26 protein-coding genes are annotated in these 24,719 nt (G+C 39.1%); 11 read left to right on the top strand and 15 right to left on the bottom strand.

Annotated elements, in window-relative coordinates:
- Nucleotides 1-61 precede the first annotated feature (61 nt).
- A complete protein-coding gene (locus RDV63_RS06185; RefSeq protein WP_313908637.1) occupies nt 62-1,810 on the top strand; it encodes a HAMP domain-containing sensor histidine kinase in 1,749 nt (582 codons plus the stop codon).
- Nucleotides 1,811-1,855: 45 nt separating this feature from the next.
- Nucleotides 1,856-2,755, top strand: coding sequence for a recombination-associated protein RdgC (locus RDV63_RS06180; RefSeq protein ID WP_313908636.1), 900 nt, complete (start codon nt 1,856-1,858; stop codon nt 2,753-2,755).
- Nucleotides 2,756-2,772: 17 nt separating this feature from the next.
- On the opposite strand, the gene RDV63_RS06175 is transcribed toward RDV63_RS06180, so the two are convergent.
- From RDV63_RS06175 to bolA, 13 genes are all read right to left on the bottom strand, one after another.
- A complete protein-coding gene (locus tag RDV63_RS06175; protein ID WP_313908635.1) occupies nt 2,773-3,615 on the bottom strand; it encodes an HDOD domain-containing protein in 843 nt (280 codons plus the stop codon).
- A gap of 12 nt (nt 3,616-3,627) precedes the next feature.
- Nucleotides 3,628-4,044 (bottom strand): HIT domain-containing protein, encoded by a 417-nt coding sequence (locus tag RDV63_RS06170; RefSeq protein ID WP_313908634.1) that lies wholly within the window; start codon nt 4,042-4,044, stop codon nt 3,628-3,630.
- A gap of 15 nt (nt 4,045-4,059) precedes the next feature.
- The gene (locus RDV63_RS06165; RefSeq protein ID WP_313908633.1) at nt 4,060-6,705 is read right to left on the bottom strand and encodes an ATP-binding protein; all 2,646 of its coding nucleotides are present in this window, start codon (nt 6,703-6,705) and stop codon (nt 4,060-4,062) included.
- Nucleotides 6,706-6,826: 121 nt separating this feature from the next.
- Nucleotides 6,827-7,039 (bottom strand): (Na+)-NQR maturation NqrM, encoded by a 213-nt coding sequence (gene nqrM / locus RDV63_RS06160; RefSeq protein WP_313908632.1) that lies wholly within the window; start codon nt 7,037-7,039, stop codon nt 6,827-6,829.
- A 13-nt stretch (nt 7,040-7,052) separates the two neighbouring features.
- On the bottom strand, nt 7,053-8,078 hold the full coding sequence (locus RDV63_RS06155; protein WP_313908631.1) for an FAD:protein FMN transferase: 1,026 nt from the start codon (nt 8,076-8,078) through the stop codon (nt 7,053-7,055).
- A gap of 59 nt (nt 8,079-8,137) precedes the next feature.
- Complete coding sequence (gene nqrF / locus RDV63_RS06150; protein WP_313908630.1) at nt 8,138-9,370, bottom strand: NADH:ubiquinone reductase (Na(+)-transporting) subunit F; 1,233 nt, start codon at nt 9,368-9,370, stop codon at nt 8,138-8,140.
- An 18-nt stretch (nt 9,371-9,388) separates the two neighbouring features.
- Nucleotides 9,389-9,997: an NADH:ubiquinone reductase (Na(+)-transporting) subunit E gene (gene nqrE, locus RDV63_RS06145; RefSeq protein WP_313908629.1), complete on the bottom strand. Its 609-nt coding sequence runs from the start codon at nt 9,995-9,997 to the stop codon at nt 9,389-9,391.
- Between the two features lie 10 nt (nt 9,998-10,007).
- Nucleotides 10,008-10,637: an NADH:ubiquinone reductase (Na(+)-transporting) subunit D gene (locus RDV63_RS06140; protein WP_313908628.1), complete on the bottom strand. Its 630-nt coding sequence runs from the start codon at nt 10,635-10,637 to the stop codon at nt 10,008-10,010.
- Entirely contained in the window at nt 10,630-11,415 is a 786-nt protein-coding gene (locus RDV63_RS06135) for a Na(+)-translocating NADH-quinone reductase subunit C (protein WP_313908627.1), read from the bottom strand. The genes RDV63_RS06140 and RDV63_RS06135 overlap by 8 nt, the downstream gene beginning before the upstream one ends.
- On the bottom strand, nt 11,408-12,619 hold the full coding sequence (locus tag RDV63_RS06130) for an NADH:ubiquinone reductase (Na(+)-transporting) subunit B (RefSeq protein ID WP_313908626.1): 1,212 nt from the start codon (nt 12,617-12,619) through the stop codon (nt 11,408-11,410). The genes RDV63_RS06135 and RDV63_RS06130 overlap by 8 nt, the downstream gene beginning before the upstream one ends.
- 2 nt (nt 12,620-12,621) lie before the next feature.
- A complete protein-coding gene (locus RDV63_RS06125; RefSeq protein WP_313908625.1) occupies nt 12,622-13,962 on the bottom strand; it encodes a Na(+)-translocating NADH-quinone reductase subunit A in 1,341 nt (446 codons plus the stop codon).
- A 332-nt stretch (nt 13,963-14,294) separates the two neighbouring features.
- The gene (gene fabV / locus RDV63_RS06120) at nt 14,295-15,488 is read right to left on the bottom strand and encodes an enoyl-ACP reductase FabV (RefSeq protein WP_313908624.1); all 1,194 of its coding nucleotides are present in this window, start codon (nt 15,486-15,488) and stop codon (nt 14,295-14,297) included.
- A gap of 110 nt (nt 15,489-15,598) precedes the next feature.
- Entirely contained in the window at nt 15,599-15,913 is a 315-nt protein-coding gene (gene bolA, locus RDV63_RS06115) for a transcriptional regulator BolA (RefSeq protein WP_313908623.1), read from the bottom strand.
- Between the two features lie 207 nt (nt 15,914-16,120).
- Here bolA and RDV63_RS06110 point away from each other — a divergent pair, with 207 nt between their 5' ends.
- The 5 genes from RDV63_RS06110 to RDV63_RS06090 all read left to right on the top strand — a co-directional run bounded on the left by RDV63_RS06110 (nt 16,121) and on the right by RDV63_RS06090 (nt 20,219).
- A complete protein-coding gene (locus RDV63_RS06110; RefSeq protein ID WP_313908622.1) occupies nt 16,121-17,281 on the top strand; it encodes a methyltransferase in 1,161 nt (386 codons plus the stop codon).
- Nucleotides 17,282-17,284: 3 nt separating this feature from the next.
- Nucleotides 17,285-17,842, top strand: a complete 558-nt coding sequence (locus tag RDV63_RS06105) for a YajG family lipoprotein (protein WP_313908621.1) — start codon at nt 17,285-17,287, stop codon at nt 17,840-17,842.
- Between the two features lie 3 nt (nt 17,843-17,845).
- Nucleotides 17,846-18,454 carry a peptidylprolyl isomerase gene (locus RDV63_RS06100; protein WP_313908620.1) on the top strand — a complete coding sequence of 203 codons (609 nt, stop codon included), beginning with the start codon at nt 17,846-17,848 and terminating at the stop codon, nt 18,452-18,454.
- A gap of 53 nt (nt 18,455-18,507) precedes the next feature.
- Complete coding sequence (locus RDV63_RS06095) at nt 18,508-18,828, top strand: hypothetical protein (protein ID WP_313908619.1); 321 nt, start codon at nt 18,508-18,510, stop codon at nt 18,826-18,828.
- A 62-nt stretch (nt 18,829-18,890) separates the two neighbouring features.
- Nucleotides 18,891-20,219: an AmpG family muropeptide MFS transporter gene (locus RDV63_RS06090; protein ID WP_313908618.1), complete on the top strand. Its 1,329-nt coding sequence runs from the start codon at nt 18,891-18,893 to the stop codon at nt 20,217-20,219.
- Between the two features lie 31 nt (nt 20,220-20,250).
- Here the strand turns inward: RDV63_RS06090 and RDV63_RS06085 are convergent, their stop codons facing one another.
- A complete protein-coding gene (locus RDV63_RS06085; RefSeq protein WP_313908617.1) occupies nt 20,251-20,493 on the bottom strand; it encodes a helix-turn-helix transcriptional regulator in 243 nt (80 codons plus the stop codon).
- A gap of 246 nt (nt 20,494-20,739) precedes the next feature.
- On the opposite strand from RDV63_RS06085, the gene RDV63_RS06080 reads away from it, so the two are divergent.
- A complete protein-coding gene (locus RDV63_RS06080; protein WP_313908616.1) occupies nt 20,740-20,913 on the top strand; it encodes a hypothetical protein in 174 nt (57 codons plus the stop codon).
- A gap of 44 nt (nt 20,914-20,957) precedes the next feature.
- Here the strand turns inward: RDV63_RS06080 and erpA are convergent, their stop codons facing one another.
- The gene (gene erpA, locus RDV63_RS06075) at nt 20,958-21,299 is read right to left on the bottom strand and encodes an iron-sulfur cluster insertion protein ErpA (RefSeq protein ID WP_313910388.1); all 342 of its coding nucleotides are present in this window, start codon (nt 21,297-21,299) and stop codon (nt 20,958-20,960) included.
- A gap of 133 nt (nt 21,300-21,432) precedes the next feature.
- On the opposite strand from erpA, the gene RDV63_RS06070 reads away from it, so the two are divergent.
- The 3 genes from RDV63_RS06070 (at nt 21,433) to RDV63_RS06060 (ending at nt 24,704) form a co-directional block, all read left to right on the top strand.
- Complete coding sequence (locus RDV63_RS06070) at nt 21,433-23,169, top strand: chloride channel protein (RefSeq protein ID WP_313908615.1); 1,737 nt, start codon at nt 21,433-21,435, stop codon at nt 23,167-23,169.
- Nucleotides 23,166-23,597, top strand: a complete 432-nt coding sequence (locus tag RDV63_RS06065) for a CopD family protein (protein ID WP_313908614.1) — start codon at nt 23,166-23,168, stop codon at nt 23,595-23,597. The genes RDV63_RS06070 and RDV63_RS06065 overlap by 4 nt, the downstream gene beginning before the upstream one ends.
- Nucleotides 23,598-23,693: 96 nt before the next feature.
- Nucleotides 23,694-24,704, top strand: coding sequence for an aspartate carbamoyltransferase (locus RDV63_RS06060; RefSeq protein WP_313908613.1), 1,011 nt, complete (start codon nt 23,694-23,696; stop codon nt 24,702-24,704).
- Nucleotides 24,705-24,719 lie beyond the last annotated feature (15 nt).

Genomic DNA, 24,719 nt, shown 5'->3' with positions numbered 1-24,719 from the left:
ATTTATTAGTTATGGTGGCCTATTATTTGTAAATGTTTAAGTATTAACACAAGGTTGGCTGATGCAACTTAAAAGCTTATCACGTAAGCTATTAACTCAAGTATTATCGGTATATTTTATACTGACTTTTATTGTGTCATTAGGTCAAATATTTTCTGAATACTTTTTGGCTAAAAGCTATATTAATGAAGAATTAAACTCCTTACAGCAAACACTTACAACAAGCTTATCCCAAGCAATTTGGGAGTTAAATACAGACCAAGTGCTTGCTATTAGTCAAAAAATGTCTGCCATCCCAATAATTGAGGGCATTATAATTAGGGATGAGCATGCTAAGCTGCTTAATCCAGTCAGTGAGCAGCTTTTAGCCAAAATTAGTATTCCTGACTATTCCTCCCGCTACGAAATTCCGTTAGCGAATAATAATTCAGGCCTATTTGGTGCAACTTTTCCTTTGATAGTAAAATACTCTGGACGCAGCACACAAGTGGGCGACCTAACCTTAATATCTAGCCGAACCATTGCAGTTCAGCGAGTGAAAGATAGTATTTATGTTATTGTTGCTAATGCTTTTATAAAAACCACTTTTTTAATTACGCTATTTTTACTGGCATTTAGAAAGCATCTCACCCTACCCTTAACGCAATTAACAGAGCAAATTGAAGCCATTGAATTAGAGCAACTTGCTGAAAGCAAAATTTCTTTAACTAAGCAGTCCTCGGTTGAACTTAGCATTATGGCCAATACTTTTACTCGGTTAATTCATAGAGTACAAGATTATCAACAGCAGCTTAAAACTGCCCAGCAACAGCTTTTAACTGCTAATAATAAGTTAGATCAACAAAATCTAAAGCTTGAACAAGATGTTGCGCGTAAAACATCTGGTTTAAGCCAAGCGATGATAGATTTACAGCACCAGAAACAACAACTTGAGATTAAACAGCAAAGCTTAGTAACAGAAGTTGATAGACGGAAAGAAACCGAACAAGCACTATTAATTAAACAAGATGAGTTAGAGTCTACCGTTGCAGATTTAAAACAAGCCCATGAACGATTAATTCAATCAGAAAAGATGGCCGCTCTCGGTGGCTTAGTGGCAGGTATTACCCATGAGGTAAATACGCCAGTCGGTATAGGGGTAACAGCAACTAGCTTTTTAACTGAGAAGATTAATCAATTAAACCATGACTTTACAGCAAAAACCTTAACCTCATCCCAACTGGAAAGCTTTATTGAAGCGGCCAGTCAGAGTGCCGAACTTATCCAATCAAACTTAGAACGTGCCGCAGAGCTTATTGCCAGCTTTAAACAAATTGCGGTTGATCAAGCTAGCAATGCCATAAGAACTATAAATTTAGCCCAGTATATCAATGAAATTACTCACTCATTAAAGCCTAACCTTAAAAAGACTAACCATCAGATAGAAGTAAATTGTCCTGACAATATAGTTTTAGACTGCCCAGCTGGTGCTATTTCACAAATTATTACGAATTTAATGATGAATTCATTACTTCATGCCTTTGATAATATGGCAGAGGGATTAATCCGCATATCGATACAAGAGATAGAAAACAATATTGATTTAAAATATAGCGATAACGGTAAAGGCCTCAACAGCGAACAGTTAGCACAATTATTTAATCCATTTTTTACTACGACCCGAAATTTAGGTGGTAGTGGTTTAGGCGCCCATATTATCTATAATTTAGTTCGCCAAACATTACATGGTAGTATTCAAGTAACTAGCGAGCTTGGTCAAGGCCTACACTACCATATTCGCTTTCCAAAAAATCCATTAGCGATAACCTAATCTAGGTTATACTAACCGGCCCGAACTTTTCGATTAGAGTAAATTATGTGGTTTAAAAATGTTCGTGTTTATACACTAAGTGCTCCATTAACATCAGATTTAAACGCTTGGGAACAAGCCTTAGCTGAATTTAAATTTAGTCCTTTATCTGCTCAAGAGGCAGTAAAAATTGGTTTTAGCTATCCTCTTCATGCCAGTATTAAACATTATACTCATGTCAGCCAAGACATAATTTTCTTCGCCTTAAAGCGTCAAGAAAAAATTCTACCTGCTGCCGTAATTAATGAAGAGATGCAGCCAAAAGTTGAAGCTATGGAGCAAGAAAAAGGACGTCCTTTAAGTCGTAAAGAAAAGCAAAGCTTAAAAGAAGAATTACAATTAGCCTTGCTACCTAGAGCCTTTAGCCGCTCCTCTTTAATTCAAGGTTACTATGACCCAACAAATCAATGGTTAGTCATTAATAGTAGCAGTGCTAGCAAAGCTGAAGACGTACTAGCCCTATTACGTAAAGCCTTAGGCTCACTGCCAGCGTTACCTTGGTTAGATAGTCATAAACTCACCCAACAATTACAGCTTTGGTTACAAAATAAAAGCTTACCAAGAGGCTTTGAGCAAGGTGTAGAGGTTGAACTTAAAGCGCCTGATGAAGGCGGTGCTAAAGTGAAATTCTCTAATCACTTATTAACAACAGAAGATGTACAAACTCATTTAGAAGATAAGTTAGTTACCAGCATCAGCCTACAGCAGCCTGATGGTTTATCTTTACAAGTTAGTGATGATGGTGGCATTAAAAAAATTAAGTTTCATGACTTACTAACAACGCAAAACGACGATTTAGGTTGGGATGATTTAGTTGCTCGCCTTGATGCAGACTTACTTTTAATGTGTTCTGCACTTAATCAAGCTTTGTTAAATATCAAGCAACAGCTAAGCAGCGAAAGCTAAAACTTCTTTGCACTATTTTAGCTAAAAACAGCCCGAACATTTTGATACACAGTATTAATCTCGGGCTGTTGCATAAACTTATCACTAGGCACTAATTTTTGTGCAACATAGTAATCTAACAATCTTTGTTGTAGCTCTTTATCTTCATACTGATCTTTAGCAATCATTGCTATACGAATAAAGTCTGCATACCCCACTTGCTCTGGCTCTGGCTTCACCGCTCGCCAATGTTTTGCAACATAAATAATGTCCTGCGTAAACTGCCAACTTATTAATATTTTTTCACTTACTACTGGCGCTAACTTAGCACTAATATGCTGTAAAAATTGCGGTTCACCTAAGGTTTGTTGCACTTGTCCTATTTCATTAATTAACGATAATGCCCCTATATTATGCACTAGCCCAGCTAAAGTAAGCACATCTAACGACAAAGTCTTATCGGTAGTTAGACTGTTATAATAAGCTAAACAAGCCACAGCAATGCTGGTAACTTGCACATTACGCTGCCACTGCCAGGCTAATTGTTGCTGTAGAGCAGGATGCTTTGAAGTAAAAATTTGCTCTAACACCATAGCAATAACTATATTTCGTATTTGCCGTAAGCCTATTCTAGTGACAGCTTGGTTTAAAGAAGATACTTTTATAGAACAGCCCATAAAAGCGCTATTTGCTACTTTAATAACCCGAGCCGCTAAAGCAGCATCACAACTAATTATCTCAGCTAAAGCATTTAAGCTTATATTAGGCATATCTGCTTGCTGGCGAACTTTAAGCACCACCTCAGGTAAAGTTGGCAATACCAACTTATCTTGAGCTAACTTCTGTTCAATTATCTGTAACAATTGCTGCTGTGCTAGCATGTAAGCTCCCCATTAAACTAAAGAAAATGTATCTAAAAAGTGTTGTTTTAATGTAGCTTTTCTTTCTTCAGTATAGGCGGTTGGTAAAAATTTGCCCCATACAGGTCCGGGCCAAGCATCATCGCTCTCAAAACGCACTATATGATGTAAGTGTAGCTGTGAAACTACATTACCTAATGCAGCAATATTTAACTTAGCATGCTGATAGTTTGCTTTTAACCAATGACTTAATGCAGCACTTTCTTGCCAAAGCTGTTGTTGTTGCGCCTGAGTGAGATCAATAATTTCTGTAATGTTATTAACTCTAGGTATTAAAATAAACCAAGGATAACGAGAGTCATTATTTAATCTAAGCTGACAAAGTGGCAAATCTGCAATATAAATTGCGTCATTTTCTAGCCTAGTATCAAGTACAAATCCATCTTTCATTAGTAGCCACCTTAATTAGTGTTGCTGTGCTTGCTCTACTATTAGCGTAATTTTTATTAACAGTTGTTGAACTGCTTCATGCTGTTGCGTTTTAGCCGACTGTTCTAATTCACTGGCTAAGGTTGTTAATTCTGGATAGCCCATGCTGCCAGCACTACCTTTTAAACTATGAGCAGCAAAACTTAATTTATCCCAAGTTTGGCTGGCAAAAAGCAACTCAAACTCTGCAAGCAGCATTGGCAACTGTGCAGTAAAATGTTGTTTTAAAGCTTGCATTTGCGGATCTTTATCCAACTGTAAATCCAAACTGGTTGCTGCAATTTCAACTTTTTTACTATAGGTTGATAATACTGACATTAATTCCGCTTGTATTATTGGTTTAGCTAAAACTGATTGGCAGCCAGCTAACTTATAATGCTCTATATCCTCTGTCATAATATTAGCAGTGACTGCAATTATTGGTATAGTAATGCCCGCATAGCGAATAAGACGCGTTGCTTCTTCGCCGCCCATTAAAGGCATTTGCATATCCATAAATATAATATCAAAAGATTCAGCTAATGCTCGCTCTACCGCTTGATGGCCATTTTCTACCAACACAAAACTAACCGATGCTTTTTCTAGCATTAAAGACAACAGTAACTGGTTATCTGGATTATCTTCAGCAACTAGAATATGCAACTTATCTACATCAGGATATAATGCTGCCGACCCGGTGGATTTATCAGTTGCATCACGCTGATAGATATCAACTAATTCTACTGCAGCCTGCTGGCAATTAAAACGCAACTCAAAGCTACTACCTATCCCTTTAACGCTTTCAACAACAATATCCCCCCCCATCTGCTCCATAAGTTTCTTAGAAATACATAAACCTAAACCTGAGCCACCATAATCCCGGGTTACTGTTGCATCAGCTTGGACAAAAGGTTTAAAAATTCGACTTAATTCAGTCGCAGTCATACCTATGCCACTATCTTTAACTTTAATACTTAATTGTTGACTTGCTACATCATACTTAACACCGATGACAATTTTACCTTTGCTAGTAAATTTAATGGCATTACTGGTTAAATTAAGCAAAACCTGCCTAAAACGTAATATATCATTGTATAAAAACTGCGGTAATGGGTACTGTAAATCTAGTTTACACTGTAAGCCTTTAGCTTCAGCTTGAGCATGGGTTAATTGGAACACCTCATCAATAAGCGCTAAACAATCAAAGTGCTCTGGCATTAACTCTAGCTTTTCAGCTTCTATTTTAGATAAGTCTAAAATATCATTTATTAAATTTAATAAATGCTCACTGCTTTTAAGTACCCGTTCTAGATAATTTTGCCTTTTATCACCCGCCTGCTCTTGTACTGCTTGCTCTGAAAAGCCAATTATAGCTGTAAGCGGTGTACGAATTTCATGGCTCATATTCGCTAAAAACACACTTTTTAGCTTATTCGCTTGCTCCGCTGTTTCTCGAGCTAAAATCAACTCTTGGTTTAGCGCTGCTAAATTATCATTTGCCCTTTCTAAGTCTTTAGTGCGCTTTAATACTTTTTCTTCCAACTGCTCTTTATAAGCCATTTCACGCTCTCGATAGACTCGCAATTGCCGTACCATAACGTTAAAAGCGGCAAACATGTCGCCTAATTCATCTTGTTTAGTTACTTCTAATAAAATAGTAAAATCACCACGACCAACTGCTGTCTTAGCCGTAGTTAATTGCTTAATTGGGTAAAATACATTTCGAATTAATAAGTAATACACCAGAAGCGGAATCAAAATACAGACCAGTAAAATCAAACCCACAATCATTTTGGCTACAAAAAGCGAGGGATAAAGCTCTTTTTCATCTAAACTTAAAACTAATTGATAGTTACCAATTAAGTTGTTAGCCAATACTACTCTGGGCTTACCAAATAAGGTGACATGCTCAAAGCTTTGCTGCTCAATACTCGCTTGGATCCCTCTAAAGTCTGATGGAGCAATCATACCCCCAATATTATTAGTATTAGCGGCATAACTAACAGTAGCGGCTTTATTAATCAATAGCGTACTACTATTAGGTGTATGTCGATAATTTATAATATTTTGTAAAAAAGATGGTTCTACTACTAAGACTAAATACCCCCATAAATTGCGGGCATCCGTTAAAGAAACAGAATAAATTTTTTGTGCGAAGAATAACTGCAGCGGCTGGTCATTATTTTCTTTTGCTAAAAAAAAGCCAATCTCATCCACTTGAGCCTGTAAGGATGAAAAATATCGATTACGAAACCGATTTGGAATTGTAGAATCAATGCGTTGCTCTGGTACCTGAACTGCATAGTCACCATTAAGCCGCAACAGCTTTACAGAGCTTACATTACGATCGGTGTTAGAGAAGTCTTGTAAACGGCTTATTAAATGGCTGCGGTTATCAGACGAAGTTTGGCGTAAAAATTGGCGTAAACTAGCACTATTTGCCAGCATATCTAATTGAACAAAATAATTCTGTAAAAAACTATCTAAACTATTAACTTGGTTATTTAAAGCTGTCTGTGCTTTAAATAAAGTCTGTTGCTGCACCTGTTGCTGCTGAAAATAATAAGCTAAATAGCCAAAGCCAATTACAGGCAATAACAGCAAAGGTAGCATATAAGCAACGAGTGTTTGGCGTAACCGCATCCCTGTCCTAACTATTAAATGAACTTAACTGTTCATGATTAGACTGATAGCTACAGCATAACGAGCAACAGCTATAGCTACAACCTTTAGTTAACTCATCCTGAGTTAACTAAATATAGCTCTAAATAATTTTATTATCTTGCCAAAATTTTTCTTTTTCTAGCCGGCGCAACCGACTTTCACATGGGTTGTCACAATCACAGGCTTTTTCAATACCCAAGGCACCTAGACCTCCGCAGCTACCGGCAATAGATTTACGTTGCAGTAAATACCCCAAAGCCATCGCAACTACCACTATTAAAAACAACGCAAATGTTAATAAAAATATACTCATATTTACCACCTTACTACTCTGTAATATAGGGTTTAAACATTTCAGACGCTAATTCAATATAGCCTTCATCTGTTTTAACTACCAGTAAAGCTGCTATCTGATGTTTATTGGCAAAAGCTAAAGCCTCTTGCTCATTATCCATAATGTTTAAAGCAGTAGCATAACCATCTGCTGTCATACAAGACGGATGAAAAACAGTTGTTGAAACAATTCGATTTTGAATCGGTCGCCCAGTGTGAGGATTAATTAAGTGCGAAAACCTAACACCATCATGCTCGAAGTAATTGCGATAATCTCCTGAAGTCGCAACTCCCATATCACCAGGAGCTATTACTCGCTGTACGGCACGCTCAGCTGATTCTGGTTTTTCAATGGCAATACGCCAAGGCTGCTCAGTCTTGGTGCCTTTGAGTCGCATCTCACCGCCAATTTCAACTAAATAGTTATGGATACTCGCCTGCTCTAATATCTCAGCAACCCGATCCACTGCATAACCTTTTGCAATAGTTGATAAATCAACGGCTAACTCTGCTACCGACTTAGTTAAACCTGCAGAGGTCAAACTAAGTTTATCTATGCCAATATAAGGTTGGACAGCATCTATCTGGGATTGTTCAGGTGCTTGTTCAATTCGGCCCTTAGCACCAAAACCCCATAGCTCTACTAAAGGGCCTACTGTCACATCCAGCACACCATTAGTCTCCTTACCCATGCGGATAGCTTCAGTGATAACAGTACGAGTAGGCGCACTTAAAACGAACACTTCATTAGCGGCTAGCCCATTAAAGCGCATTAGCTCTGATGTCGGTCGGTAAGTAGACATTAAGTCATTAATAAGCTCTAACTCTGTATCTACTTGCTGCTGTAGTGCTTTACTATCAACTTGGTTGCTATGGACAAACTTAACCACATAATAAGTGCCCATAGTGTTGCCACTAAATTGTTGAACATCAGTTGTGGTTTTAGCTGGGTTACATGAAACTAAAAAGGCCAGCGCAACAGCTACTAGCCAAACTTTATAATAAGCAATAAAATGCATACATGTTCCTAAAAGCAGCAGGGGCAACTTAAAATTGCCCCTGCTAGTATTACATAATGTTAGCCACCGAAATCATCTAACATAATGTTTTCATCTTCTACGCCCAGATCTTGCAGCATGCTGATAACAGCTTTATTCATCATTGGCGGACCACACATATAAAACTCACAATCCTCCGGAGCCTTATGGTTTTTCAGGTAGTTCTCATAAATAACATTATGAATAAAACCTGTATAGCCAGTCCAATTATCTTCAGGCTGAGGATCTGATAAAGCGACATGCCATTCAAAGTTGTCATTCTCTGCTGCCAGCATATCGAAATCTTCAGTATAGAACATTTCACGCTTAGAACGAGCACCATACCAGAAGCTTACTTTACGCTTAGTTTTTAAGCGGCGCATTTGGTCAAATATATGCGAACGCATAGGTGCCATACCTGCACCACCACCAATAAAGACCATTTCAGCTTCAGTTTGTTTAGCAAAGAACTCACCGAATGGACCAGAAATAGTGACTTTATCACCTTTTTTCAGGCTCCAAATATAAGATGACATTTTACCACAAGGTAGCGTCAAGTTATTTGGTGGCGGCGTTGCAACCCGTACGTTCAGCATAATAATGCCTTCTTCTTCTGGATAGTTAGCCATCGAGTAAGCACGAATTGTTTCTTCGTCTACTTTTGACTCTAAACTAAAGAAGTTAAAACGCTCCCAGTCACCACGGAATTCCGCTGGAATATCAAAATCTTTATATTTGATATGATGCGCAGGTGCTTCAATTTGAATATAACCACCAGCACGGAAAGGTACCGTTTCACCATCAGGGATCTTTAAAACTAATTCTTTGATAAAGGTAGCTTTGTTATCATTAGAAATAACTTCGCATTCCCATTTTTTAATACCAAAGACTTCATCTTCAACTTCAATTTCCATATCAGATTTAACGTTAACCTGACAAGATAAACGACAACCATCACGGGCTTCGCCCTTAGTAATATGGCCTAATTCTGTTGGTAAGATTTCACCACCACCAGACTTAACATGCACCTTACACTGACCACAAGTACCACCACCACCACAAGCTGAAGATAAGAAAATACCTTTATCAGCTAAAGCGCCAAGTAATTTACCACCGGCTTGAGTTTTAATAGCTTTGCTTGGATCATCGTTAATACTGATAGTAATATCACCCGAGGCAACCAGCTTTGACTTAGCCGCTAAAATAATAATTACTAACGCCAGCACCACCAGGGTAAACATGCCAACGCCAAGAAATATGTCTACATTTTCCATATCGCGTTCCTTTACCCCTTACAGAGAAACACCTGAGAAAGACATAAAGCCTAATCCCATTAAACCAACAATTAAGAAGGTTGAGCCTAAACCGCGCAAACCTTCCGGAATATCTGCATACTTTAACTTTTCACGAACAGCTGCAAGTAAAGTAATCGCTAATGCCCAACCAAGGCCACTACCAATACCAAAGACCACACTTTCGCTAAAGTTATAGTCACGCTCTACCATAAAGGCGACACCACCGAAGATGGCACAGTTTACAGTGATTAACGGTAAGAAGATCCCTAGTGCGTTATATAACGCTGGGAAAAACTTATCTAAAATCATCTCTAAAATCTGTACTAATGCAGCGATAACACCAATATAGGTTAAGAAGCCTAAAAAGCTTAAATCAGCTTCAGGGAAGCCAGCCCAACCCAGTGCACCCGGTGCTAATAAGTTTTGATAAACCAAATTATTTACCGGTACTGAAATACCAAGTACTACAGTAACTGCAACACCTAAGCCAAAAGCTGTAGTGATTTTTTTCGATACGGCAATAAAAGTACACATACCGAGGAAAAACGTTAACGCTAAGTTCTCAATAAAAACCGCGCGAACAAATAAACTTATATAATGTTCCATCGATAACCCCTTATGCCTTTTCTACTTGCTCAGTACGAAAAGCGCGTAGTATCCATATAAATGCGGCAATAATGATAAACGCACTTGGTGGCATTAACAGCAAGCCCATAGGTTGATACCAGCCGCCATCTTTAACTAACGGCATAATTTCAAAACCAAATAAGGTACCTGAACCACCCAACTCACGGATAAAGGCAACAATCATCAACACTAGGCTATAACCTAAACCGTTACCAATACCATCTAAAAAGCTAATACCTGGTGAGCGTTTCATAGCAAAGGCTTCAGCACGTCCCATTACGATACAGTTGGTAATAATTAAGCCAACGAATACCGATAACTCTTTAGAGACCTCATAAGCAAATGCTTTTAACAGCTGATCGACTACGATTACCAATGAAGCGATAATCGTCATCTGCACAATAATACGCACACTTGATGGAATATGGTTACGAATTAACGAGATAAAGAAGTTAGAAAAAGCTGTTACTAGCGTAAGTGCAATACACATTACTAAAGCTTTATCCATCTGCGTAGTCACGGCTAATGCCGAACAAATACCCAATACTTGTAACGCTATAGGGTTGTTAGCAAAGATAGGACCAAACAGGACCGTTTTAATTTCTTTTGCATTAGCCATTGTTTAATGCTCCTTCACGAACTTTAGCCAGGAAGGGAGCAAAGCCCTTGGCGCCGGCCCAGAAATCGAAAGTATACTGCACACCATTACTGGTTAAAGTAGCGCCAGACAAGCCGTCTACTTCAAACGCAGAGTCGGCACTGGCATTGCCAGGCTTAACCACTTTTATTGCTGGTTCACCAGATTTATCTAGTAATTTTTTACCAACGAATTGCGCAACCCATCTTGGATTTTGCACTTCACCACCTAAACCAGCAGTTTCACCTTGCTCGTAATAAGTTAGGCCTTTAATAGTTGTACCATCACTGCTTAACGCTAAAAAAGCATGCATAGTTGACCATAAACCGTAACCATGAATAGGTAATACAATTGAAGTCAACTCACCAGACGCTACACCCTTATCATAAGCAAAATACACCGGAGCTATGTTGGCACGCGTTTTAATAGAGGCTACATCTTCTGCCGCTGTTAATCTTTCACTGGTATCCACATCTTTCATTGCTTTGCGGTAATCATAGTTTTCTGGTTTTTCAACTAAATTACCAGTATCTAAATCAACAAAGCGCTCTTCAATGTGCTTATTGTATAACTGATTAATATCACCATCAGTTAATAAGCCCGTTACAGCTAAGACGTTTTTATGCGAATCTAGCAATTTGTTCGCTTGTTGTTGCGGACGTAATTGCACAGCAGCCGTTGACACTATTACAGCACAAACTAAACATAGTGAAATAACTACAATTAAGGTTTTGCTGATACTATCGTTATTACTAGACATTGCGTGCCAGCCTCCGTTTAATATTGGCCTGAGCCACGAAGAAATCAAATAATGGCGCAAATAGGTTGGCAAATAATATTGCTAACATCATACCTTCAGGATAGGCAGGATTAACAACACGGATCATTACCACCATTAAGCCAATTAAAATACCATAAGCCCATTTACCTTGATTGGTAAAAGAAGCTGATACAGGGTCAGTTGCCATAAAGAACATACCGATTGCAAAGCCTCCTAACACTAAGTGCCAATGCCAAGGCATAGCAAACATAGCATTACTGCCTGAGCCAATGCTATTGAAGAGGAACGATGTTGCTACCATACCAATCATCACACCAGCTACAATACGCCATGAAGCGATACGGAAATAAATTAGAGCAAAACCACCAATTAATAGCGCTAAAACTGATGTTTCACCTACAGAGCCTGGAATAAAGCCATAGAAGGCTTCTAACCACTGTTGTGAGCTAGCTGCCCAGCTGTAGTCCAATTCACCAGAAGCGGCTTTACTTAATAAAGTAGGCCCAGAGAATCCGTCAGCAACAGTCCATACTGCATCACCTGAAATGGCTGCAGGATAAGCAAAGAATAAGAAAGCACGACCAGCTAATGCAGGGTTTAAGAAGTTACGGCCAGTACCACCAAACACTTCTTTTGCCACTACAATACCAAAGGTAATACCTAAGGCGACTTGCCATAAAGGAATGGTTGCCGGCAATATTAAGGCAAATAAAATTGAACTAACAAAGAAACCTTCGTTAATTTCATGCTTACGAACCGTTGAGAATAAAACCTCCCAAAAGCCACCAACAATAAAGGTCACGGCATAGATAGGCACAAACCAAACAGCGCCGTACCACATTTTACTAGCCCAGCCTGAATCAATGCTAAGTTCGCCGCCTAACATAGCAAACAAACTAACCTGCCATGTATCAGGGGTACCAAAACCAGCTTGCAATGCAGCAACAGCCTGATGACCTATGTTATACATACCAAAGAATAACGCAGGAAACAGCGCTAACCAAACAAAGATCATAATCCGCTTTAAGTCGATACTGTCACGAACGTGAGTACCATTACGGGTAACATGACCAGGTGTATACAATACTGTCGCTAAGGCTTCATATAATGCATACCATCTTTCATATTTTCCGCCCTTTTCAAATGAGGGCTCAATACGCTCTAAAAAATGCTTTAAACTCATGACTAGCCTTCCTTCTGAATGGTCGTCAAGCAATCACGTAAAATAGTGCCGTAATCGTATTTACCAGGACAAACAAAGGTACACAGTGCTAAATCTTCTTCGTCCAATTCTAGACAACCTAAAGCTTGCGCTTCATCAGTATCACCAGAAATTAAATCTCTAAGTAATAATGTTGGCAATATATCCAATGGCATAACCCGCTCATAGTTACCGATTGGTACCATAGAACGTGGCGAACCATTAGTAGTAGTAGTCATATTAAATAGTCGTTTCGGATTTAAATGTGCTAAATAAGCGCGTGTTACAGAGAATTTAGAGGCACCAGGTGCTAACCAACCTAAAAAGTCTTTTTCATAACCTTCAGCTAATACTGATATTTGGTTATGGAAGCGCCCTAGGTAGCCATGAACACCATGAGCATTAGTTCCTGCTAACACTGAGCCTGAAATAATACGCTGTTGACCTTCTTCTAATTCACCTGCTGCTAACTCGCTAACCGAAGCACCTAAAATGGTTTTCACTAAACGAGGTGATTTCACTACAGGACCAGCTAATGAAACTACTCGCTCATTGAACAACTCACCAGTAGTGAACAATTTGCCAATAGCAATGACGTCTTGATAGCCAATATGCCAAACAATATTTTTAGCACTAGCGCTATCTAAGAAGTGAATATGAGTGCCAACTAAGCCTGCTGGATGCGGACCATCAAACTCAGCGACCTCTGCCTGGGATATGCTAGGTACTGTACTGCCAGCTTTTTTACACAGATATAATTTATTACCTGCGGTTAAAGTAGAAAGTACGGTTAAGCCATGCGTAAAGGCATCTGAGTTAGCGGCAATAATAACACTGGGATCTGCTGCTAACGGATTAGTATCCATGGCATTAACAAATATCGCCTTAGGCGAACTGTCTAGCGCTGGAGATTGGCTGTAAGGTCGGGTACGTAACGCTACCCAAAGACCTGAATCCGCTAAATTTTGCTTAACCTGCTCTGCACTTAAACCAGCCAGCTGATTAGCTGGGTAGCTAGTAAACTTTTCAGCAGCATCACCTTCTGCAGCAATAACTACAGACTGTAATACCCGCCTAGCGCCACGGTTAATTTCTTTGACAGTACCTGCGACAGGTGCAGTAAATTTAACGCCTGGGTTCTTTTTGTCTTCAAAAAGTACCTGACCTTTTTTTACTTGATCACCTACTTCGACCGCCATGGTCGGACGCATACCAACATACTCTTCGCCCAATACCGCTACGGTTTTGATGCTATTGCCGGTACTGATCTCTTGTTTAGGACTGCCCGACAGGGGAATGTCCAAGCCTTTTTTGAGTTTTATCATACGTACTTGCACTACTATTATTGGAAGAAACAGGACCTAGTTTTTCAGCTGCTCACCGCGCAGCGCATCCGTAGAATAAATCCAAACCTTGGTCTGGTTATTTTATCAGCGGATACACGTATTAAAGTCGCGAATTCTAGCACTAATGCGACCACCTATCTATGCTAAAGCGCAAATTTTATAGCAAATTAGCCGACTAAATATACGCTTGGTCGAGTCAAAGTTACTTCAGCAGAATAAACCAAGCGTTTTAACTGTTGCCTTAGCTCTCGTTTACTTATGTAGCCCTATCCATTTAGGGTTAAGCTTTAAAGTTAAACGCATAAACCTAATTATTTAACCAAGTTTGTTAATGGCAACAAAGCTTCCACGTCAGCGTCATAATCTACATGCTCATAACCAAAGCCAAACAGACGTAAAAACTCACTATGATAGCCTTTGTAATCGGTTAAAGTATCTATAGTTTCTGTCGTAACTTGGTGCCATAAGTCTGTTACTGCTTGCTGAATATGCTCACTTAACTCTTTACCATCTTGACGTAAGCGTCCTTCACTATCTAGCGTAGGCGTAGCACTGTATAAACCTTGACGGAATAAGCCGTTAATTTGTTCAATACAGCCTTCATGGGTGCCTTCTTCTTTCATGACACGATAGAGCAATGAAATATATAAAGGCATAATAGGAATAGCTGAGCTAGCTTGGGTAACCAGTGCTTTTAGTGATGCAACATAAGCTTTACCATTAATGCGCTCTAACTTACCGGTGATGGCCGCTGCTGCCCGATCTAAATCTTCTTTGGCCCGACCGATAGTGGCTTTACCATAGATAGGCCAAGTAAGTTTTTCACCTATATAAGTATAAGCAACTGTTTGACAGTTGTCGGCTAACACACCTGCACCGTCAAGTTGGTTTATCCAACGTTCCCAATCTTCACCACCCATCACTTTAATAGTGTCAAAGATTTCTTGTTCGCTAGCAGGCTCTACAGACACATGTTCTATTTCACGCTTGCTAGTATTTAATGTTTTAGCGGTATAGGCTTCCCCTATAGGCTTTAAAACAGAACCATATACATCGCCAGTTACCGGATCTTTACGCCGAGGTGCCGCCAAGCTATAAACTATTAAATCAATTTTACCCATCTCTTGACGAATAACATCTATGGCTTGCGCTTTTAACTCATCGGTAAATGCATCACCATTGATATGTTTATTCCACAGCCCAGCTGCATCTGCTGCTTGCTCAAAGGCGACCGTATTATACCAACCTGCTGAAGCTGTTTTGGTTTCACTGGGCTCTTTTTCAAAAAAGATGCCTAAGGTTTTAGCACCTGAGCCAAAAGCGGCTGTAATACGTGACGCTAAGCCATAACCAGTTGATGAGCCAATAACTAAAACATTTTTTGGACCTTGGGTGATGTCACCTAACGATTTAACATACTCAATCTGTTCGTTGACATGCTCTGCACAACCTACTGGATGCGCATTAGTACAAATAAAACCACGAATTTTAGGTTGAATAACCATGACAGCTCCTGCTGTTATTGCGAAAATTGACGCTAGTGTAAAACTTTACCAGCAAAAACAGGTCGGATCAGCGCAATGACTTTCCATTTTCTGTTAATGCTGCCCAGAATTTATTTGCCGCCACCATAACATTTAGGTGAGGCAGGCACTTTATCCGCTTGCTGTTCATTCCACTCTTGAGGGGTATAGGTGTGCATTGCCAAAGCATGGATATGCTGAGCTAGTTCTTCAGCTAGCACTGCATTTATAGCTCTATGCCGCTGCAGTAATCGTTGATTAGCAAAGGCATCGCTAACTACTATCACATTAAAATGTGACTCTGAACCCACAGGAACATTATGCTTATAGCTTTCATTAGTGACTTGTAAAAATGTCGGATTAAAGCTATCACGTAACTTTTGCTCTATCGTTTGATAAATCACCATTATATAAGTCCTTTTGCTATTAAAGCTGCGATTAAATACGCCTGGTTAATATAACTCGCGGCATACTATACGCCAAACTTAGCTAAGCAGAAAGGTAGAGAATACTTCCTGAGTTATTTACGCTAAATGCTGGCTACTGCTTTTGTTAGTTGTCGCTATCGCATAGGCATGTCAAAATGGGTGCCTTACTTTATTATATGTGTTGTTATGAATATTATTTTTGAAAGTGTAACCGGTACTTGGCAACTACAACGTTGGCCATTAAACCAACATAATTCTAGTTTACAAGCTTGGGATGCGGCTGATGAGTTGCTTATTAGCCATGCTAGCCAGGCCATAACCAGCTTTACCACAATGCATAAGCGGCAGCCAAAGCTGCTTATTATTAATGATAGCTATGGCGCCTTGTCTTGTGCTTTGGCAGATTGTCAGCAAACACAAATTAATGACTCATTACTCGCTGCCCAAGGTACATTATATAATCGTGAACAAAATAAACTTCCGGCGCAGCAACTAAAACAACTCACTAGCTTAGAGGCTTACCCTAATGCTGATATTGTTTTAATAAAACTACCGAATAATCATAGTTACTTGCAGTATATTTTACAGCAGCTAGCACAAGTAGCGACGCCAGAGACCATTATTTATGCCAGCGCTAAAGCTAAAGACATTACTCGTAATGTCATGGCGATGTTTGAGCAAACTCTTGGCCCTAGTTCAGCCTCGTTAACAGTAAAAAAGTGTCGTTTAATCCAAAGTCAATTCAGTAAAGATTTAAAACCAAATAAGTTTGTAGAGTTTCCATTAGTTTGGCCTTTAGAAGACTCAAGCTTTAAAGTTGTCAATCATGCTAATGTCTTCTCACGTGAAAAGCTTGACTTAGGTGCGCGGGTATTTCTAAAGCATTTGCCACAAATAACAGAGCAGAAAACTGTCATTGATCTTGGCTGTGGTAACGGAGTCATTGGCCTTAAACTACTGCAGCAAACTAATAATATTAAGCTTATATTTACCGATGAATCTTATATGGCTATTGAATCAGCTAGGCAAACCATTGCCAGTAACTTACCTGAAAAGCTAGCACAATGTGACTTTGTGATTGATGACTGTTTACAACAACAAGCGGACAAGTCAGCAGATTACATTTTATGCAACCCACCTTTTCATCAGCAACAAGAAGTCACTCGACATATTGCAAACAAAATGTTTTTAGATGCCAAGCGTGTTCTAAAACAAGGTGGCTATTTTCGCATAGTGGCCAATCGCCATTTAAATTATAGCGAAGTGCTGCAACGCCTTTTTGGTAATTGCCGACTACTAGCTACAGGACCCAAATTTGTTATTTTAGAAGCTATTAAAAGGAGTTAATCAATGCGTTATCTACTGGTTTTAACTTTTTTATTATTGACTGCTTGTAGTAATAATCCAACTAAGTTTATTTTAGCACCGCAAGCCTATGCAGCCCCAAGTTCATCACTTAGTCAGGCTCAATTTAGCTTGCATGTAGTCGATAGTAGAGCTATGCCTTACACGCTAAAAGTCGTAAAAAAGGGTAAAGGCTATCAACTTAAAACCAGTAATGACCTTATTGCTCACTTACAAGCAACAATTTCGCAAGCTTTAAGCCAGCAAGGCGCCACTATCAATAGTAACAACACCACTAGTGTTACTATTAAAGTTGCGCAGTTACAGGCTTTGGTACAACAAAATACATTAGACCATACCGTCACTAATCAGGTAGGGCTAACTATTATGATTAAAACTGATTCTGGTAAGGAGTTTACTAAAACCTATTCTGGGGATGGTAACGTAACAGGACCTTTTAAAATAGATATAGCTGCAGTAGAGCGAGATTTAAGAGTATTAACCGAACAAGTGCTAGGTCAATTATTACAAGATACTAGCTGGCAAAATTTTTTACGGAGTTAAGTAATGATAATGCGACTATTTTCGACATTTTTTTTAATTGTATTGCTAAGCTACAGTATGACTAGCTTTGCTAATCCTGGGAAATTTGTGCAGGCCAATAATTTATTTCCTAAAGTACTTATCAGTACCTCTTTAGGCGATATAGAACTAGAACTAGATCGTAGTCGAGCGCCAATTACGGTTAATAATTTTCTTAGCTACGTCAAAGATAAACGCTATAATAATACTATTTTCCATCGCTTAGAATCCGAGTATGTATTACAAGGCGGCGGCTATAATACTGAATTTAAAGCCATAGTGGAGCGTGAGCCAATATTTAATGAGTCTGGTAATGGCTTAAAAAATACATTTGGTACTATAGCTATGGCTAGAGTAAATGATCCCCACAGTGCAACAAGTCAGTTTTTTTTCAATTTAAAAGATAACCCGAATTTAGACCCAGGCTCACGCTGGGGCTATGCGGTATTTGGCCGTATTACAGCAGGTGAATCAGTATTAGAGAAAATTAGACAACAAGCAACTGATGTCTCTACTGAACTTGGCTGGCCTAACGTACCGGTTGAACCCATTGTAATAAAAATGATTACTGTACTACCCGCGCCAGAATTATAAAACAGACTATACTTAGGTTAATTGCTCTGTTTTAGGACAGCCGAAGGTGCATTATGCTTAACCCTTTTATTGATAGTAAATCACAGCAATTAATTAATTATGTTTCCGGTTATTTTTATGGCCGGATCCCTTATTCTGAATTACATATTTTTATTTGGGACACACTAGAAGAATGGGCCCAGTACAAACAAAACTACCCGCAAGAATGTAGTGGCCAAGAGCAAGTATTTTGGCATTTGCTGCACCAATTAGAATATTGGCCAGAGCCATATTTACTGTATGACCAACAGCTGCGCACTAATATTCAGGATTGTCTTAGCTATTTGAAGGGCTATGGCCTAGCACCAGCAAACTGTGTCGGTATCCGACCATAAACACTTGACCTAATTTAAATCAGCAGTAAAGTAACAGCTGTTTAAGCAGTCGAGTGTCTCTTTTGTCATTTATAGTTAACAGCCTACGTGGCCTACAAATTTATTTTCAATCTCGTGTATTAAGTATCTTTATCTTAGGGTTTTCTAGCGGTTTACCTTTAATGCTGGTATTTGGTGTATTGTCTTTTTGGCTTAGAGAAGCCAACGTTTCTCGCGCCGATATAGGCTACTTCAGTTGGGTTGCTTTAGCTTATGCTTTTAAATGGCTTTGGTCTCCGCTAGCAGACCATGTTCAACTGCCCTTTCTTCACCAGCGCTTAGGTCGGCGGCGCAGTTGGTTATTAGCATCTCAAGTAACCGTTATTGCAGCAATATTGGCCATGGCATTTACGGATCCGCAACATAATTTGGCTTTGATGGCCGTTTTTGCCATCATTTTAGCTTTTGCCTCGGCGACGCAAGATATCAATGTTGATGCTTTTCGCATCGAAACAGCACCAGAAAAATTACAAGCAGCCTTAGCTGCAGCCTATTTAACCGGCTATCGTTTAGCGATGATCTTAGCCTCAGCCGGCACCTTATGGTTAGCAGCACTATATTCAACAGGTAAAGAGTATGAGCTGCTAGGCTGGCAACTGGCCTATGCCACTATGGCATTGTGTATGCTGCCGGGGCTGCTAACCACTTTATTAAGTAAAGAACCGCAAACTCACTTACAACAAAATGCTAAACAAACAGGTCACTTTAAGCTTATTAACTGGCTAAAAACGGCTGTTTTAGCCTCTTTTGTTGATTTTGTGCAGCGCTACAAGTGGCAAGCATTATTAATTTTAGCCTTAATTTCCTGTTATCGACTATCAGATATAGTAATGGGGATAATGGCAAATGCATTTTATGTTGATATGGGCTATAGCAAAGAAGAAATTGCGAGTATATCTAAAGTATTTGGGGTCATTATGACCTTAGTTGGTGCAGCTTTAGGTGGGATATTAATTAACCAATTTGGTATTTTACGGATCTTATTTTTAGGCGCTATATTAAGCGCAACAACCAATTTATTATTTGCCACTCTTAGTACCATAGGCCATGACTTAACTTGGTTAACTTTAGTTATTTCTGCCGACAACTTAAGCGCGGGGATTGCGACTAGTGCTTTTATTGCTTATTTATCTTCATTAGTGAATTTAGCTTTTACTGCTACACAATACGCAATTTTTAGCTCACTCATGCTTTTACTACCTAAATTTGCAGGGGGCTTCTCTGGCATCATGGTGCAGCAATTGGGCTATAACCAATTCTTTATTGTTACGGCGTTACTAGGCTTACCTGCATTAGTGTTAATTTTACTACTCTATAAATTTAATCCTAAAATTAAAACCACCGCTAAATAGCAGTGGTTTTAATAAAAAAAGACTATTAGCTTTAGCCTGCTAAGACATGCTTTAAACCTTCTATAGGATCTATATCAAGGGCTTGGCAATAACGAACAAATTCAATTACATCAAGTCTTCGCTCTTGATTCTCTACTTTACCTATAAATGAATGCGGCGTACCTAATATTTCAGACAAACTGCGCATAGTATGGCCTTTTTCTTGGCGTTGTCGTTTTAACCAAATGCATAAGCGCTTATTTTCATCTGACGTGACACTTTTTGTACCTTTCATATTTTTATTCTCCCAGCTATTAACGCTTTTATAACATCTAGTACGCATCCATGCTTAACAAAAAAACCTTATTACTATTGCAATAAGCAATATAAATCGGTTAATTAAACCACAGGATACGACAAGCGTACAGTAAAGCTCAGAAAAAACTCAGCACCATTGCCAGTAATGCACCTATATTCACTAGGCAAAACAATGCTAGTATAGCTTTAAGAGTATTTAGTTGGTGATGAGTAATTTTAACTAATGATTAAACTAGTGTATTTTTTACCATTAATTATGTGTGGTTTATGGTTCTGGTATTTAAAGTCACATAATTGGACTATTCGCCAAGGCTGGAAAGGTTTTGCTTATATTATTGCATTTAACATAGCCATTGCGGTTATGCTAGCGGCGCTAATACAGCTTACTCAGCGTTAGCCTGGTAAGCTATATTAATTATATACTGCATTAGTTAATCAAGATTAGACTGAAAAAGACGATCCACAACCGCAAGTAGTAGTGGCATTTGGGTTGTTAATAACAAAACGACTACCTTGCAAGCCTTCAGTATAATCCACTATACCGCCCATTAAATATTGTAAACTCATAGGGTCGATAACCATAGAAACACCTTGTTTTTCAACAACAAAGTCACCATCATTCACTTTTTCGTCAAACGTAAAACCATACTGAAAACCAGAGCAACCACCACCGGTAATATATACCCGTAGTTTTAATGCCGGATTTTCCTCTTCAGTAACTAATAACGCGACTTTTTTTGCTGCCGCTTCAGTAAACTCAATTGGCCCTGCCGGATCTGACATATTAACTCCATCGTTTAACGCTATGCTTAAATTATCTAATACTTGACTGTTATATTCAAGTATTAGCAGAATAACATATTTAGCTTTGCCAGTAAGGTTTAATGCCAAGCTATCAATTGCTTATGTTACACTTATGTCAAATACCTTTTTAGCAGTGTTAATTATGCAACGCTGGAAAATTTGGCTTCCTGCCCTGCAACGCCGCCTTGCCTTTGCCCAAACGTCTTGGCAACTATGCTTATTGGCTATGCTAGGTGGTCTGATTGCGGCCTTACTGATTATTTTATTTCGTTTATCCATTATTGGTATTCAATTGTTTTTTCTTGAAAAAAGCGATGACTTTTCTACAGTTCCTGCCGATATTCGCTGGATCTTGCCTATTATTGGCGCTTTATTAATCGGCTTAATTGCAGCCATTACGGGTTATAAACATTACAGGCTAGGCATTCCTTTTGTTATTAGTCGAATCAAAATAAAGTATGGTGTTTTACCATTTCGTAATACTTTTAATCAGTTTTTTGGCGGTATTTTAGCTTTAAGCAGTGGTTTTTCTGTCGGTAGAGAAGGTCCTTCGGTCCATCTTGGTGCTTATGGCGCCAGCACTATTGGTAAATATCTGCAGTTACCTTTTAACAGTATTCGCATTTTAGCTGGTTGCGGTATTGCTGCTGGTATTTCAGCCTCATTTAATACCCCCTTAGCAGCAGTACTTTTTGTCATGGAAGTGGTATTACGAGAATATCGTGTCCACGTCTTTATCCCTATTATGCTAGCTTCAGTGGTAGGAGCCTTAGCCACCCAAGCGGTGTTTGATAATAGCTCTGAGCTGGCTTTATTAAAAATTGTTGCTATTAGTGGCTGGCATCTGCCTTATTTAGTGTTATGTGGCATTATTTTTGGTGCTATTGCCTACGTTTTTAATAGCAACTTAATGCGTTTACTTAAATTATTTAAAAACTGGCCATTATTAGTACGACTCAGTCTTGCCGGTGTTATAACCGCCGCTATTGGCTACGCCATTCCATTAGCCATGGGGGCTGAGACTGGTGCTATATTCTATGCGATTAATACGCCAGATAATATCAGCATTTTATTAACCATCTTCATTGGTAAAATGTTATTAACCTTGTTTGCTTTAGGACTAGGTGTACCAGGCGGTGTTATAGGCCCAATTTTTGGTATAGGCATTGTAGTTGGCACTTTATTAGCCATAGTTCCGGCACTTATCACTGGCGATAACAGCCTTGCTGGCACTTATGCGGTATTAGGCATGGCGGGCTTAATGGCTGCAACTATGCATGCACCTTTAGCCGCTTTAGTAGCTGTAATGGAGTTAGCCCATAACCCAACTATTATTGTGCCAGCTATGTTGGTGATTGCTACGGCTTACATTACAGCGGTTCAGCTGTTTAATAATAAGTCTATTTTCTTATTACAATTAGATTTTTTACAAATGCCTTATAAATTATCTCCCGCTGACGATGTGTTGCAAAAAGTGGGGGCCTTAGCCATGCTGGATACTAACTATCAGCTATTAGCCAATCCTGATGATACTAGTGTGATGCAAGCCTTAGATAGCTTAACACCACCAGCACAGTTAATAATAAGACGTGGTACAGAGCTGGAAACCAGGTTTTTTCTGGCCAGTTATGATGTACAGTTATCTATGACTGGTGAAAGTCCTCTGCAATACACGCCTTTAGTAGGACTTAGCCATCAAGTTACTTTAGCTGAAGTCTATTCAATATTAGATCAAGCTAGAGAAGGTGCAGTCTATATATATCGACAGCAAGATCCCTGTCAGTTAATTGGTATTATTCGCTGGGATCAAATACGCAGCTTATTGGTACAACAGAATAATTTACTATGACAACAGTACTTATTTATAAAGCCTTACATATTTTTTTTATGGTAGCCTGGTTTGCCGGTATTTTTTATCTACCTCGTTTATTTGTTTACCATGCTGAAACTAAGAGCGCTGATTGTGATAAGCAGTTTAAAGTCATGGAGCGGCGGCTACTTTACTTTGTTACCCCCTTTGCTATTTTAACCTTAGTATTTGGTACTCTACTTATATATAGCTATGGCTTAGCTTGGCTTAAAGCCAGCCATTGGCTGCACCTAAAGTTAATTTTAGTCTTAATTTTATATATTTATCACGGTTACTGTTTTAAATTACTCGCTAACTTTAAGCATAATAAAAACCAGCGCAGTTCACGATTTTACCGTATATTTAATGAGCTTCCGGTATTGATACTGCTAGCTGTGATCTTATTAGCTGTACTTAAACCGTTCTAATCCAACTCGCTTTTCAGCGTCGTTATTGGCTATAATAGCCAACACAAACTGGCCAGTTGTGGCAGTAATAACGTCTTACCGAAAAGAGTGCTAAGTATGAGCTTTACAGGCGAACATATTCTTTCTGTCCATCAGTTTGATCGCGACAGTATCCAACATATTTTTCAAGTAGCCCGTAAGATGGCACCTTATGCTAGCCGCCATAAGCGGACAACAGTATTAGATGGCGCTATTTTAGGTAATTTGTTTTTTGAACCCAGCACCCGTACCCGCGTCAGCTTTGGTTGCGCTTTTAACCTGCTGGGCGGCGAAGTAAGAGAAACCACCGGTATGGAAAGCTCAGCTTTGGCTAAAGGCGAGTCTTTATTCGATACCGCTAGGGTTATCAGCAGCTATAGTGACATTATAGCCATGCGCCACCCACAAGCAGGCTCTGTTACAGAGTTTGCCTTAGGCAGTAGAGTACCGGTAATTAATGGTGGTGATGGCGCTAATGAGCATCCTACCCAAGCCTTATTAGACTTGTTTACCATAGAGCGCGAACTGGCCTCCTCCGGTTTAACCGTTGATGGTATGCATATCGCTATGGTCGGCGATTTAAAGTACGGACGTACTGTCCATTCTTTATCTAAGCTTCTGTGTTTATTTAAAAATATCCGCTTTACCTTAATTGCACCTAACGCCTTAGCTATGCCTGATGATATTATTAGTGCTATTGAGAATGCAGGCCATGATGTCACTATTACAGACTGCCTAGAAGGTAATCTTAATGCCGATATTGTGTACCAAACTCGGATCCAAGAAGAGCGGTTTAGCAGCAAAGAAGAAGCTAATTTATATCGGGGTAAGTTTCGGCTAAACCAGCAAATTTATACCCGTTATTGCAAATCTAATACGGTAATTATGCACCCGCTACCACGAGACTCTAGGCATGAAGCTAATGAGCTAGACAACGATTTAAACCTTAATCCAAATTTAGCTATTTTTCGTCAAGCCGATAACGGCATTTTAGTGCGAATGGCTTTATTTGCGTTATGCTTAGACGTAGCAGATAAAGTAACAGACTATGAACGCCCTGTACCTTGGTATAGTAATAAAAGTGTTTAATGACAAACGTTCGTT

Source organism: Rheinheimera sp. MMS21-TC3 (genome assembly GCF_032229285.1).
In the GTDB taxonomy this organism is placed as follows: Bacteria; Pseudomonadota; Gammaproteobacteria; order Enterobacterales; family Alteromonadaceae; genus Alishewanella.
This window is presented reverse-complemented; position numbering and strand designations above follow the sequence as displayed.